This window comes from Streptomyces sp. NPDC058284 (assembly GCF_042881135.1).
Taxonomy (GTDB): domain Bacteria; phylum Actinomycetota; class Actinomycetes; order Streptomycetales; family Streptomycetaceae; genus Streptomyces.
This window is the reverse complement of sequence record NZ_JBHVYE010000008.1, coordinates 21,227-33,805: the sequence shown is the minus strand read 5'-3', so window position 1 is coordinate 33,805 and position 12,579 is coordinate 21,227. Positions and strand designations below refer to the sequence as shown.

At 71.6% G+C, this 12,579-nt stretch carries 9 protein-coding genes, 2 tRNA genes, 1 pseudogene and 1 riboswitch; of the genes and pseudogenes, 10 read left to right on the top strand and 2 right to left on the bottom strand.

Translation table 11 applies throughout. The annotated features are described in order from the left end of the window. Positions 1 to 48 precede the first annotated feature (48 nt). Positions 49 to 1,665, bottom strand: a complete 1,617-nt coding sequence (locus ACFVYR_RS13700; protein ID WP_384256094.1) for an MFS transporter — start codon at positions 1,663 to 1,665, stop codon at positions 49 to 51. Positions 1,666 to 2,126: 461 nt separating this feature from the next. Between ACFVYR_RS13700 and ACFVYR_RS13695 the strand changes: the two genes are divergently transcribed. The 3 genes and pseudogenes from ACFVYR_RS13695 to ACFVYR_RS13685 all read left to right on the top strand — a co-directional run. After that, positions 2,127 to 2,200: transfer RNA gene (locus ACFVYR_RS13695), tRNA-Lys, on the top strand. A 96-nt stretch (positions 2,201 to 2,296) separates the two neighbouring features. After that, on the top strand, positions 2,297 to 3,223 hold the full coding sequence (locus ACFVYR_RS13690; RefSeq protein ID WP_384256097.1) for an XRE family transcriptional regulator: 927 nt from the start codon (positions 2,297 to 2,299) through the stop codon (positions 3,221 to 3,223). A 118-nt stretch (positions 3,224 to 3,341) separates the two neighbouring features. Further along, positions 3,342 to 3,548 (top strand): annotated as a pseudogene (locus ACFVYR_RS13685) (antitermination regulator); the annotation flags it as partial. 218 nt (positions 3,549 to 3,766) lie between these two features. On the opposite strand, the gene ACFVYR_RS13680 reads toward ACFVYR_RS13685, so the two are convergent. After that, complete coding sequence (locus ACFVYR_RS13680) at positions 3,767 to 4,312, bottom strand: YceI family protein (RefSeq protein WP_384256099.1); 546 nt, start codon at positions 4,310 to 4,312, stop codon at positions 3,767 to 3,769. A gap of 228 nt (positions 4,313 to 4,540) precedes the next feature. On the opposite strand from ACFVYR_RS13680, the gene ACFVYR_RS13675 reads away from it, so the two are divergent. The 7 genes from ACFVYR_RS13675 (at position 4,541) to ACFVYR_RS13645 (ending at position 12,579) form a co-directional block, all read left to right on the top strand. Continuing rightward, the gene (locus ACFVYR_RS13675; protein ID WP_384256101.1) at positions 4,541 to 6,097 is read left to right on the top strand and encodes an MFS transporter; all 1,557 of its coding nucleotides are present in this window, start codon (positions 4,541 to 4,543) and stop codon (positions 6,095 to 6,097) included. 205 nt (positions 6,098 to 6,302) lie between these two features. Continuing rightward, positions 6,303 to 7,151 carry a glycosyltransferase family 2 protein gene (locus ACFVYR_RS13670; RefSeq protein WP_384256149.1) on the top strand — a complete coding sequence of 283 codons (849 nt, stop codon included), beginning with the start codon at positions 6,303 to 6,305 and terminating at the stop codon, positions 7,149 to 7,151. Positions 7,152 to 7,382: 231 nt separating this feature from the next. After that, positions 7,383 to 8,609, top strand: coding sequence for an alginate lyase family protein (locus tag ACFVYR_RS13665; RefSeq protein WP_384256104.1), 1,227 nt, complete (start codon positions 7,383 to 7,385; stop codon positions 8,607 to 8,609). Between the two features lie 47 nt (positions 8,610 to 8,656). Then, positions 8,657 to 8,730: transfer RNA gene (locus ACFVYR_RS13660), tRNA-Met, on the top strand. Positions 8,731 to 8,937: 207 nt separating this feature from the next. Beyond that, positions 8,938 to 10,095: a PP2C family protein-serine/threonine phosphatase gene (locus tag ACFVYR_RS13655; protein ID WP_384256106.1), complete on the top strand. Its 1,158-nt coding sequence runs from the start codon at positions 8,938 to 8,940 to the stop codon at positions 10,093 to 10,095. Between the two features lie 231 nt (positions 10,096 to 10,326). Then, positions 10,327 to 10,489, top strand: a riboswitch (cyclic di-AMP (ydaO/yuaA leader). Positions 10,490 to 10,500: 11 nt separating this feature from the next. Beyond that, positions 10,501 to 11,580, top strand: coding sequence for a M23 family metallopeptidase (locus tag ACFVYR_RS13650; protein WP_384256109.1), 1,080 nt, complete (start codon positions 10,501 to 10,503; stop codon positions 11,578 to 11,580). A gap of 54 nt (positions 11,581 to 11,634) precedes the next feature. Continuing rightward, a complete protein-coding gene (locus ACFVYR_RS13645) occupies positions 11,635 to 12,579 on the top strand; it encodes an aldo/keto reductase (RefSeq protein WP_384256111.1) in 945 nt (314 codons plus the stop codon).

Here is a 12,579-nt window from a genome sequence, read left to right as displayed (position 1 = left end):
GCGGAGGTGCTCCGGACGGTCGCGGCGGTCGGGCGGCTTATGGGCCGGTCAGCTCGCGGGCTCCGTGACGTAGCCGGTCGGCTCCGGTGCCGGTGCCGGTGCTGGTGCTGGTGCTGGTGCCGGTTCCTGCTCCGGCTTCCCGGCCGGTGCCCCGGTCTTCCCGGCCGGACGCAGGGAAAGTACGAGCACAGCCGCCCCGAAGAGCGCGACGAGCATGATCCAGACCGCGCCGACGTGCATGGCGTGGACGAACGCGTCATCGGCGGCGTGCGCGAGAGCGGGCCGGTGGGTCTCGGCGGCGACGTGCCGGGCCTGCTCGGCGGAGACACCCGCCCGGTCCCGTACCGACGCGGGTACGTCACCCAGCGACGGTTCGATCGCGCGCCGGTACACGATCGACATGATCGTGCCGCCGACGGCGATGCCGAGCACGCTGCCGGTCTGCCGCACGGTGTTGGTGACGGCCGATCCGGCACCGGCCCGCTCCAGCGGCAGCGAGCTGATCAACGCCGCCGTCACAGGACCGAGCACCATGCCGATCGTGAGGCCCTGGACGAGGAGCAGGGCCTCGATCCAGCCGAGCGGGGTCCCAAGGCCGAAGAACCCGTACGCGCCCATGGTCAGCGCCGCCACGACGAGCGCGGGCACGGACACGGCGCGCAGCGACCAGCGGCGCACGAGCCGGGCGCCGACGGGCGCGCCCAGGATCGCGCCGAGCGCGGTCGGGAGACCGGCGAGGCCCGCCTCGGTCGGCGTGTAGCCGCGGGCGCCCTGCAGGTAGAACGCGTTGTAGAAGGTGACGGCGGTCACGGCGAAGAGGAGCAGGCCGAGCGCGACGTTGCCGCCGCCGAAGGTGCGCTGCGCGAGCAGGCGGGGGTCGAAGCTCGGCATCCTGGTGCGCAGTTCGACGAGGACGAAGGCGGTCAGCAGGACGAGGCCGACGGCGACCGGCGCCCAGACGTCGGTACGGCCCCAGGCGGCCACCTGCCCCGCCCGGATAAGACCGTAGGCCAGCGCCGCGAGCCCGGTGATCGAGAGGAGCATGCCGGCCGGGTCGAGGGGACGCCGGACGGGGCTGCGGAAATTCGGGACCAGCGTGGTGATTCCGATCAGCGCGAGCACTACGACCGGGACATTGACGAGAAAGACCGAGCCCCACCAGAAATGGTCGAGGAGCAGCCCGGCGAGCACCGGGCCCGCGGCCATTCCGACACCGGCGGACGTCGAGGAAATGGCGATCGCGGTCGAGCGCGCGGGGCCGGTGAAGGTCCACATGAGGATGGCGAGGTTCGCGGGCATGATCAGCGCGCTGCCCAGACCCATCGCTGCACGAGCGGCGATCAATTGATTCGCGTCGCCCGCATATGCCGCCCACACCGAAGAGGCGGCGAAAACCACGAGACCACTGACGAGCACGGTCCGGTGCCCGAACCGGTCGCCCAGCGCGCCCGCGGTGAACATCAGGGTGGCGAAGGCCAGGGTGTACGAGCCCGTGGCCCACTGGAGCGCGGCAGGCCCGGCGTCGAGGCCGCGGGCCGGGTCGGCGAGGGTCTCCAGGGCGGTGCTCAGGACGGTGTTGTCCAGCCAGATCAGGAGCGAGCACACCATGAGAGCGGCGAGGATCAACTGCTGCCTGGACTTCGACAGCGAAGGGGATGTGGTCACGAATTCCCTAGGGGTCGGGTCGGTGAAAACTGACGAGGAGGAACGTAAGCAATTCCGTATCCCCCTGTCAATTGCTTGGACTGTTGTTTTTTCGCAGGTCGCCGGGGCATAGCGGGGGGCCCGTGTCAATTCTCTGAACGGTGCGCGGGAATCGGCTTCCCGGAGATATTCGGAGGCATGACGCCGGGCGCCTGTCAATGCGCAATTCTCCGCATGTGAACCGCCTTGAACCGCCGATGAATGGAATGGGCGGGGCATATTGCTCCACCCCTGTCAATTCCGAATTCGCAGTTCAGGCGCCTTGCGGTGCGACCGGATGTCTGCCCCGCCGCCCCCACGGTCCGCCGCCGGGTGGGGGAACGTCCGCCACCGCCGTGCTGGGACGCCGAGTTGGGGCCGGGCGCGCCCGGCGGGGATAAGGCTGTGAGGCTCGTCGGACCGTACGGCTATGCTGGGCGGGCGGGCCGCTAGCTCAATTGGTCAGAGCAGCAGACTTTTAATCTGTTGGTTGTGGGTTCGAGTCCCACGCGGCCTACGTGGAAGGCCCAGCCGGAGAGCGCTCCGGCTGGGCCTTCAGTGTGTTCGGGGGTCCCGGCGATCGGTCGCCGGCCCGCGGCCTGGGGGAGGCCTCTTGCAGGGAGATCTGGATCGCGCTGCCACCCGTGCCCGCGCGGAGGCCGATGAACCGCGGGACGATCACCCGCACGCCGTGGTCCTCGAGCGGGCCGGGTGGCTGCTCGACCACGACAACGCGCATGGTGGCGACCATGTGGCGGACGCGGCGATCCGCGTGTGGCGTTCCGAACGCGCGAAGATCACGGAGGATGACAAGGCCCAGCTGAGCGTTGTCGCCGAACTCGCGGAGATCGCGGGCTGGTTGCTGTTCGACGCGGCACGCCGTGCGGAGGCCCGGGCCGCATGGTCGGAGTCCCTGGACATGGCGCAGCGGGCGGGCGACCGCTCCATGCAGTGGTTCGCCATGGATCTCCTGGCTCTGGAGGCGATCGAGAGCGGCCGGGTGGGGGAGGCGCTGTCTCTCTGTGAGGAGATCGCCGGTCGCGGAGTGCCGCCGCGTGTGGCACTGCTCACCGAACTTCGACGCGGTCGGGCCCTGGCCACGGCCGGTGACCACGCGCGGGCGCGGCAGGCGATCGGGAGGGCGCGCGGCGCCCTGGAGGACTCCCTCGATCCCCGTGATCCGCTGTGGTCGTGGTGGGTGAACGATCTGGAAGTCACCGGGCACGAGGCGGAGGTCGCCCTGTCGCTGGGTGAACCCGCGCGTGCGATACCGCGCTTCGAGCGGGCCCGGGAGCTGGTCGAGGCGGCCGATCCGTCGGGACGCGGAGCTCTGTACTACGCCACGGCCGAGCTGGACGCACTCGTACGGCTCAAGGCCTGGCGAGAGGCCGAAGAGCCGCTGTCGCGGCTGCCGCCTTTGCTGCGCGACGTGACCTCGTCCCGCCATCGCGGGCGCCTGCGCACGAGCTTGCGCGTCATCGGCAGGGACGGCCCCTCGTGGCTGGCCGACCTGGCGCGCGAAGTGGCGACGAGCCGATAGGGACGGAGCCACCCGGATCGGCGAAGAGCCGTCCAGGCGGCTCCGGTCGTGTCAGGCTTGCGGGGCGGGCCGGCAGGCCGGGGACGGTGGGCCGGGGACGGCAGGGGTGGGGTTGGCCATGGACTGGCGTCGGTTCGCGTTGCAGATGGCTTCGATGGCGCGCGACCTCCTGGCGCAGGAGTCCGTCGACGCCACGCTGCGGCAGATCAGCACGTCCGCCGTCGAGTTGGTGGACGGGTGCGACGCGGCCGGGATCCTCGTCCTGCGCGGCAAGAAGGTGGTCACGATGGCGGCCACCGAACAACTCGTCGTCGGGACGTCGCGCGGCGGGTCTGTGAGCGGGGCGCCGTGATGTGAGCGGCCCATACACGCGGCTCCCCCGGCTCTTTGCTGAACCGGAGGAACCTGGCCCGGTCAGCCCTCCAGAGGATCGCTGCTGAACCCGGGCCTGACCATCAGGTCCCCATCCCTGTACACCTCACACATACCCGTCGACCGCAGGGCGAGAAGCCGCCGATGCCCGAGCCGCCGATGCCCGAGCCGTCACGGCTGCCGTACCGCCACCACCTCGAACTCCACCGTCACCTGCGAGCTGACGATGAGCGTGTCCACGGCGTTGGCGGTCGCGCCCCAGTCCTTGCGGTTGATCGTGGCGCCGCCGCGGAAACCGGCCAGGAGGCGGCCGTCGGCGTCGCTCTCGCCGCCGGTCGACTCGACATCCAGGGTGAGCGGCCTCGTCGTGCCGCGCAGCGTCAGGTCGCCGGTGACCCGGAAGCGGGCCCCGTCCACCTGCTTCACCTCGGTCGAGGTGAACGTGATGACGGGGTGGTTGGCCGCGTCCAGGAACTTGGCGCGCAACGGGTCGTCGCGCATCCGCTTGCCGGTCTGGAGGCTCGCCGCCCGCAGGGTGAGCCGGACGTGGGACTTCGCCGGGTTGTCGCCGTCGAGGTGAGCACTGCCCTCGAACTCCTCGAACGTGCCGCGTACTCGAGGCCCCACGGAGTGCTTGCCGACGAACCCGATCCGGGTGCGGTCGGCGTCGAGGGCGTACTCGCCGCTCAGCTCACTGAGCTCGGTGATGGTTGGCATGCTTGGTCACTCCCGGAATCGCGGGAATCGCGGACGAGGCGTTGACGATACCGCCGTCGGCCGCGTCCCTCCGGGCTGCTCCAGCGTCAAACCACCCCGAGTCAAGCACAGTTGCGGGACGCGAACGCCGTCCCCTGTTGCGCACACCGTGCGCAGTGCGTACAGTGTTCGCAACGAGAGCACGCCGTACTCGGCGAGCGTGCCGCCCACTTTCCTGGGGGTCCCACGATGGAAGTACGCCGCGATCCGCGCCGCTGGCTCATCCTGATCGTGCTCTGCCTGAGCACGCTCGTCCTGGTCGTCGACAACATGGTCCTGACCGTCTCGGTCCCGCCCATCGCCGAGGATCTGGGCGCGGACGCCCAGGACATCCAGTGGATCATCGAGTCGTACATCCTCGTCTTCGCCGGACTGCTCCTCACCGCGGGCAGCCTCTCCGACCGGTTCGGACGGCGGCGCGTGATGATCGTGGGGCTCGCCCTCTTCGGTGCGGCGTCCCTCCTGGCCACCGTCGCCCAGAACCCCGAACAGCTCATCGCGGGGCGGGTGTTGATGGGCGTCGGCGGTGCCCTGATCATGCCGAGCACCCTGTCGATCCTCATCACCGTCTTCGACGACGAGGAGCGCCGCAAGGCCATCGGCGCCTGGAGCGCGGTGGCCGTGGTCGGCCTGGTCGGCGGGCCCGTGCTCGGCGGCGTGCTGATCGCCCACTTCTGGTGGGGCGCGGTCTTCCTGATGAACGTCCCCGTGGCCGGCCTCGCCATCGTCGCCGCCCTCGTCCTGATGCCCGAGTCCAAGGGCCCCGCCCGCAAGGCCGACCCGCTCGGCATGGCCCTGTCCATGGTCGGCATGACCGCGCTCGTCTGGACGATCATCGAGTCCGCCAAGACCGGGCTCGACGACATGGGTACGCAGGCCTCGCTCGCCCTCGCCGTCGTCGCCCTGGTGGCCTTCGGCATCTGGGAGACCCGCACCGCGTCCCCGATGGTGCCGCTCTCGCTCTTCCGCAACCGCGTCTTCAGCGGCGCCAGCTTCTCCCTCGTCCTGCTGACCTTCGCCAACGGCGGCCTGATGCTGGTCCTCACCCAGTACCTGCAGTTCGTCCTCGGCTACTCACCCGCCAAGACCGGCCTCGCCTTCGCCCCCATGGCCGTCGCCACCCTCGTCTTCAACGGCATCGGCGCCACCCTCGGCAACAGGATCGGCAACCGGCCCATGACCGCGGTCGGCCTGGCCGTCATCGCCGCGGGATTCGGCGCCCTCGCCTCGCTCCCCTCCGACGCCGGGTTCGGGATGCTCGCCGCGGCCATGGTCCTGATTGGCGTCGGCGGCGGCCTGGCGATGCCCGCGGCGACCGCCGCCCTGATGAGCGCGGTCCCCGCCGAGCACGCCGGGGTCGGCTCCGCCCTCAACGACACCGTCCAGCAGGCCGGCGCGGCCCTCGGCGTCGCCGTCCTCGGCACGGTCCTCTCCAGCACCTACACCGACGCCATGCCCGCCTCCGCCCCGGCAGGGGCAGGGCACTCCGTCCCGGACGCGCTCGCCCTGGCCGCCACCACCGGCGACAGCGCCCTCGCCACCGCCGCCCGAGAGGCCTTCACCGAGGCGATGTCGGCCAGCTTCTGGGCCGGAGCCGCGGGCGTCCTGGCCGCCGCGGTCCTCGCCCTCGTCCTCATCCGGGACGGCGGCAAGGGCGCCGCGGGGGAGCAGGCTCCGGCCGACACCGAGCAGCCCCCGGCCGACAGCGAGGCCACCCGAAGCGGTGAACTGACCAAGGCCGCCTGACCGCCCGACCGCCGTTCGCCCGGCCGCCCGACCACCAGCCCGTCCCTCCTCGGCCGCCCCCCTCATACGCCTTCCGCGCCCCGCCCGGCTTCGGCCCCGCGGGGCGCCGTGGTGTTGACTGGCCGGTCTCCGCCGCACATCTGGAGGGACCACCGTGACTCCACCACAGCCGACGCCACCGCGCCTGGGCGTCGCCGTCATCACGATGGGCAACCGGCCCCGGGAGCTCGACGCGCTGCTGGCGTCCGTCGCCATGCAGGACGTACCCGCCGACCGCGTCGTCGTCGTCGGCAACGGCTCGCCCCTCCCCGAACTCCCCTCCCTGCCCGGCAAGGTGACCGCCGTCGAGCTGGACGAGAACCTCGGCTGCCCGGGCGGACGGAACGTCGCCATCGAGCGCCTCGCGGACTTCGGCGACGTGGACGTCGTGATCGAGCTCGACGACGACGGACTGCTCGTCGCCGACGACGTCTTCCGCAGGATCCGCGACCTGTTCGCCGCCAACCCGCGCCTCGGCATCGTCGGCTTCCGCATCGCCGACGAGACGGGCGAGACCCAGCGCCGCCACATCCCCCGGCTGCGCGCCACCGACCCGATGAAGCGGGGCCTGGTCACCGCCTTCCTCGGCGGCGGGCACGCCCTCTCCATGCCCATGCTGGCCCGCACCGGCACCTGGCCCGCCCAGTTCTTCTTCGGGCATGAGGAGACCGACCTGGCCTGGCGGGCGGTCGACGACGGCTGGCAGATCCTCTACGAACCGGCCCTGCTGCTCCAGCACCCCAAGACCTCCCCGGCCCGGCACGCCGTCTACTACCGCAACACCGCCCGCAACCGCGTCTGGCTGGTCCGCCGCCGCCTCCCGCTCCCGCTGATCCCCGTCCACCTGGGCGTCTGGACCCTCCTCACCCTCGCCCGCACCCGTTCCCTGCCCGGCCTGAAGGCCTGGGCCGCCGGCTTCGTCGAAGGGCTGCGGACACCGTGCGGCGAGCGCCGGCCCATGCGCTGGCGCACGGCCTGGCGGTTGACCCGCCTCGGCCGGCCGCCGGTCATCTGACGGGCGTACGGAGGACGGGACCCGGGCGCGGACGGCACACCCGGACATGGCGTACCCGGACATGGCTTACCCGGACACGGCGTACCCGGACAGGGCACACGCCTCCGGCGCCGAGCCGCCCGAACGGAGCAGCCCGGCGGTGCGCCGACCCGCGCACCGGGCCAGGCTGAACGCCAGGGCATGAGGCCCGCAGCGGTGGGGCCCGAGCCGGCCCCGAACCGGAGGTGCAGCATGGCGGCAGCCGTACGCGGCACGGGGCGGCGCGCCCTGGCCCTCCTCCTGGCCCCTCTCCTCCTCGCCCTCGCCGCGGCCTGCGGTGGCGGCTCCGGCGGCACGGACACCCGTACGGCCGCGGCCCGCCCCCTCGACCTCGCCTTCAACCACCCCGGCGTCCTGGTCGGCAAGGAGCAGCTCGACCGGGTCCGCGCCCACGTCGGAGCGCGTGAGCAGCCCTGGCTCGCGGCGTTCGAGCAGATGCGGAGCAGCAGGTTCGCCGCGGCGGACTACACGGCGAAGCCGTACGACGTCGTGGTCTGTCCGCCCGACACCCGCCCCGGTCAGGGCTGCGTCGAGGAGCGCGAGGACGCCCTGGCCGCGTACACCCAGGCGCTGCTCTGGAGCGTCACCGGTGAGCGCGCGCACGCCGAGAAGGCCGTGCAGATCATGGACGCCTGGTCGAAGCGGATCACCGGGCACACCGAGGCCAACGCCGGGCTGCAGACCGCCTGGGCCGCCTCGTCATGGGCCCGTGCCGCCGAGATCGTGCGCTACACGTACGACGGCTGGAGCGACGGCGCGCTGCTGCGTTTCGAGCGGATGCTGCGCAACGCCTACCTGCCCCAGGTCAGGAACGGTTCCGCCGACTTCAACGGCAACTGGGACCTGGTGATGGCCGACGCGACCATGTCGATGGCCGTCTTCCTCGACGACCACGCCACGTTCGAGAAGGCCGTGCACCACTTCAGGACGCGCGTGCCCGCCTACTTCTACCTGGAGTCGGACGGGAAGCTGCCCGTCTCGCCGGAGGGCAGCGGCATCGACACGGCGAGCGAGCTGAAGAGGTACTGGTTCGGGCAGGGCACGTTCACCGACGGGATCTCCCAGGAGACCTGCCGCAACTTCAAGCACGCGAGCTACTCGCTCGCCGCCGCCTCGCACATGGCGGAGACCGCCCGGCACCAGGGCGTCGATCTGTACGGGGAGGTCAGGGACCGGTTGCGGGCCGCCTTCGAGTTCCACGCCAAGTACCAGCTGGGCGCGCGGGCGCCCGCCTGGCTGTGCGGCGGCAGGGTGCGGCGCGACATGGGACCCGACACGGAGGTCGGCCTGAACCACCTGCGGGGGCGGCTGCATCTGGAAATGCCGTACACCGAGAAGTACACGGTGGCCCGGCGGCCGGAGGGGACGGACGGTCTCTTCGTGGCCTGGGAGACGCTCACCCACGCGGGCAACGCCTGAAGTGGTTCGACGCACCCCTCCGGATGGCGTAGAGTTGCATTCAACGGCGCGGGGTGGAGCAGCTCGGTAGCTCGCTGGGCTCATAACCCAGAGGTCGCAGGTTCAAATCCTGTCCCCGCTACTCAAGACCTAGGGCCCGGAACCAGCAATGGTTCCGGGTCCTAGGTGTTTTCCCGGGTCCTAGGTGTTTTCCCGGCCCTTCCCCCGGGCGCGCCTCGGGGACCCTCCTCCGTAACCCGGTCGGACCGCACCGGCTCGCACCCGCTCCCCGACGGGGGAACCCTGAGTGGAGCGCGTTGATGGGCGCGGAGTCGGCGGGAGACAAGCGGTGGGGCAGCGAGCGGGAACCGGCGACAGGGGTGCCTCCGCGCACGAATGGGCGTTCGTCCGGGCCCTGCCGCTGCTGCTCCTGCTGGTCGGCGTGGTCTACGACGCGGCGACCCCGCCGGACTTCACCGCGGCCCCCCTCTACACGGCCGCCCCGCTGATCGCCGCCCCCTTCTACTCGCTGCTCAGCACCGTCCTGACCGGCGCCGCGTCCACCGTCGCCGTCCTCTTCCTGCACTTCGGGGCCCGGGCCGACAGCCGCGTCGAGGCCGTCACCGAAGTGATCACCGTGGTGACCGTCGCAATCCTCGCCATCGTCATCAACCGCGTCGTCCGCCGCGGCAACGACCGGCTCGCCAACGCCCGCTCCATCGCCGAGACCACCCAGCGCGCCGTACTGCCGGAGCCCGACCCGCGCATCGGCGGGCTCGACATCGCGGCGCGGTACGAGGCCGCGCAGGCCGACGCGTTCATCGGGGGCGATCTGTACGCGGTGCAGGACACCCCGCACGGCGTGCGGCTCATCGTCGGTGACGTACGGGGCAAGGGCATGGGCGCGGTCGCGGCGGTCGCCGTCGTCATCGGCGCCTTCCGGGAGGCCGCCGAGCAGGAGACCACCCTAGAGGCGGTGGCCCAGCGCCTGGAGCGGGCGCTCGCGCGCGAGGGCACCCGGCGCGACGGGCTCGACGCGTTCGAGGGGTTCACCACCGCCGTCCTCGCCGAGATCCGGCACGCCGACGGCCGCGTACGGCTGATCAACCGGGGGCACCCGGCGCCGCTGCTGCTGCGCGGGGACGGCCGGCTGTGCGTCATGTCGGCGAGCGAGCCCGCGCTGCCGCTCGGCATGGGCGATCTGGGGGTCTGGCCGGACCGGGCGGACGAATCGGAGTTCCCGCCCGGCGCGATGCTGCTCTTCTACACTGACGGCCTGTCGGAGGCGCGCGACGTGACGGGGGAGTTCTACGATCCGGCGGCCCGGCTCGGCGGGCGGATCTTCCCCGGACGCGGAGGACCGCAGGCCCTGCTCGCCGCGCTCGCGGAGGAGGTGCGGCGGCACACCGGGGGCCGGATGACCGACGACATGGCGCTGCTCGCGGTGCGCCGGCCCGTCGCGGGGGATCCGGACGTCACCGATCCGGGCGTCACCGCCGGTGATTGAAGTGAGCCACTCCGCATCACAACTGACGTGTTGTCAAGGGAGTGTGAAGTTCCGGTGCACGGCCCGGTGTGAGGAAGTGTCGTCAACTCACCCTGTTCTGACCACTCCTGTCCCCATACGTACAGGTGGACAGCGTTAACGATCAATCGGAACAGCTTGGAATAGTGACCCGCTGTCTATTAACGTTCGATAACGCAGCGCGGTCGTCCCAGCCGTCACTAGAGGCGGCTCCGCGCGCACGCGCCTAATCCCGCAAGGGAGCCGGGGAACCACTAACTTGGGGTGAATCGGGCCTCTGCGCCTCGTGCATCCGTGCACCCGCGCCAGACGCTCGTAGGAGACCTTCCTGCTCCGAACCCGTCAGCTAACCCGGTAGGCGAGAAGGAAGGAAAGGAGCGCGCCCCAGTGGCGTCCAACCGGCCTGCCCCCCAAGCCGTGTACGTACCGAATGACGACGACTTCGGCTCGTACGACGAGGGCTCTTTCGAAGAGTGGAACCCCACCGAGGAGTCCGTCCGTCCCGTCCGCGGCAGGCACCGTGTGCACAAGAAGAGCGGTGGCGGGCTCGCCCGGAGCTCCACCGTCCTCGGTGTGGGCGTCATCGCCGCCGTCGGCGCGGGCGGCATCGCCACCGCGCAGGACGGCAGGCCGCCGGTCTCCATATCCATGCCCGACCTGCCGGGCATGGACACAGTCGCCGACTCGCTGCCGGACGCCGAGTCGCTGCCCGGCGTCGGCTCGTTGCTGGCCGACGACTCCCCGGACACCACGGCGAACGCCGCCGCGGCGGCTCCGCTCACCGCGGCCGGTGTCAGCACCGCCGACGCCGAGCAGGGCACCACCGACGCGGGCGAGGCACTGCGCGCCCGCATCATGCGGCAGGCCGAGAACCAGCAGCACCAGGCCGACACCGCCGTACGGACCGCGGCCGAGGACGCGACCGCCCGGCAGGCCGCCCGGCAGGCCGCCGGCCAGCAGCGGGCCGCCGAGAAGAAGGCCGACGCCGAGGCCGCCGCCAAGAAGAAGAAGGCGGAGGAGGCCCGCAAGGCGAAGGCCGAGGCGGAACGCCTGGCCAAGCTCGCCAAGAGCTACGCCATCCCCACCTCGTCGTACACCCTCACCTCACACTTCGGTGACGCCGGTGCCATGTGGTCCTCGGGCCACCACACCGGACTGGACTTCGCCGCTCCCACGGGTACCCCGCTCAAGGCCGTGCACACCGGCACCGTCAAGGAGGCCGGCTGGGCGGGCGCGTACGGCTACCGCACCGTGCTCGAACTCGAGGACGGCACGGAGGTCTGGTACTGCCACCAGTCCTCGCTCAATGTCAGCGCGGGCCAGAAGGTCACCACGGGCGAGGTCATCGGCCGCGTCGGCGCGACCGGCAACGTCACCGGGCCCCACCTGCACATGGAGGTCCACACCCCGGACGGCACGGGCATCGACCCGCTGACCTGGCTGCAGGGCAAGGGCCTGAACCCCTGATTGGCCGCTCGTACCTGACGGAATTCGCATACCGTCGGGGACGTTGAGCGACATATGACTTCTCTCCGTACACTCGGCGCTTCCGAACTCGAGGTCTCCCCGCTCGCCCTGGGCGGCAACGTCTTCGGCTGGACCGCCGACCGGGCGGCGTCCTTCGCCGTCCTCGACGCCTACACCGCGGCAGGCGGCAACTTCATCGACACCGCCGACGTCTACTCGGCCTGGGTCGACGGCAACAAGGGCGGCGAGTCCGAGACCCTCATCGGCGAGTGGCTGGCCGAGCGCGGCAACCGCTCCGACGTCGTCCTCGCCACGAAGGTCGGCGCCCACCCCGACTTCAAGGGCCTCTCCCCGGCCACGGTCAAGGGCGGCATCGACGCGTCCCTGCGCCGTCTCGGCACCGACTACATCGACCTCTACTACACGCACTACGACGACCCGTCGGTCCCCGTCGAGGAGATCATCGGCACCCTCGACGAGCTGGTGCGGGACGGCAAGGTGCGGGCGATCGCGGCCTCCAACATCACCCCGGAACGGCTTCAGGAGTCCCTCGACTTCTCCGACCGCGAGGGCCTCGCGCGCTACGTCGCGCTCCAGCCGCACTACAACCTCGTCTCCCGCGACACCTACGAGGGCCCGCTCCAGGAGGTCGCATCCCGCTCCGGCCTCGCGGCCGTGCCCTACTACGCACTCGCGTCCGGCTTCCTCACCGGCAAGTACCGCCCGGGTGCGCGGGTGGAGAGCGCGCGCAGCGGGCGCGTCCAGGAGTACGCGGGCACCGAGCGCGGCGACCGCGTCCTGACCGCGCTCGACGAGATCGCCGCGGAGCGCGGCGCCGAGGTCGCGACCGTGGCGCTCGCCTGGCTCGCGGCCCAGCCCACCGTCGCGGCGCCGATCGCCTCCGCCCGCACGGTCGAGCAGCTGCCCGCGCTGCTCGCGGTGGCGGACCTCCAGCTCACGGAGGCGGAGGTCGCGCGCCTCACGGCGGCTTCCGCATAG

Excerpts from the sequence above, each read along its gene's own strand:
- ACFVYR_RS13670 (WP_384256149.1), top strand. The coding sequence starts at position 6,303 with ATGGGCAACCGGCCCCGGGAGCTCGACGCGCTGCTGGCGTCCGTCGCC.
- ACFVYR_RS13675 (WP_384256101.1), top strand. The coding sequence starts at position 4,541 with ATGGAAGTACGCCGCGATCCGCGCCGCTGGCTCATCCTGATCGTGCTC.
- ACFVYR_RS13680 (WP_384256099.1), bottom strand. The coding sequence starts at position 4,312 with ATGCCAACCATCACCGAGCTCAGTGAGCTGAGCGGCGAGTACGCCCTC.
- ACFVYR_RS13665 (WP_384256104.1), top strand. The coding sequence starts at position 7,383 with ATGGCGGCAGCCGTACGCGGCACGGGGCGGCGCGCCCTGGCCCTCCTC.
- ACFVYR_RS13645 (WP_384256111.1), top strand. The coding sequence starts at position 11,635 with ATGACTTCTCTCCGTACACTCGGCGCTTCCGAACTCGAGGTCTCCCCG.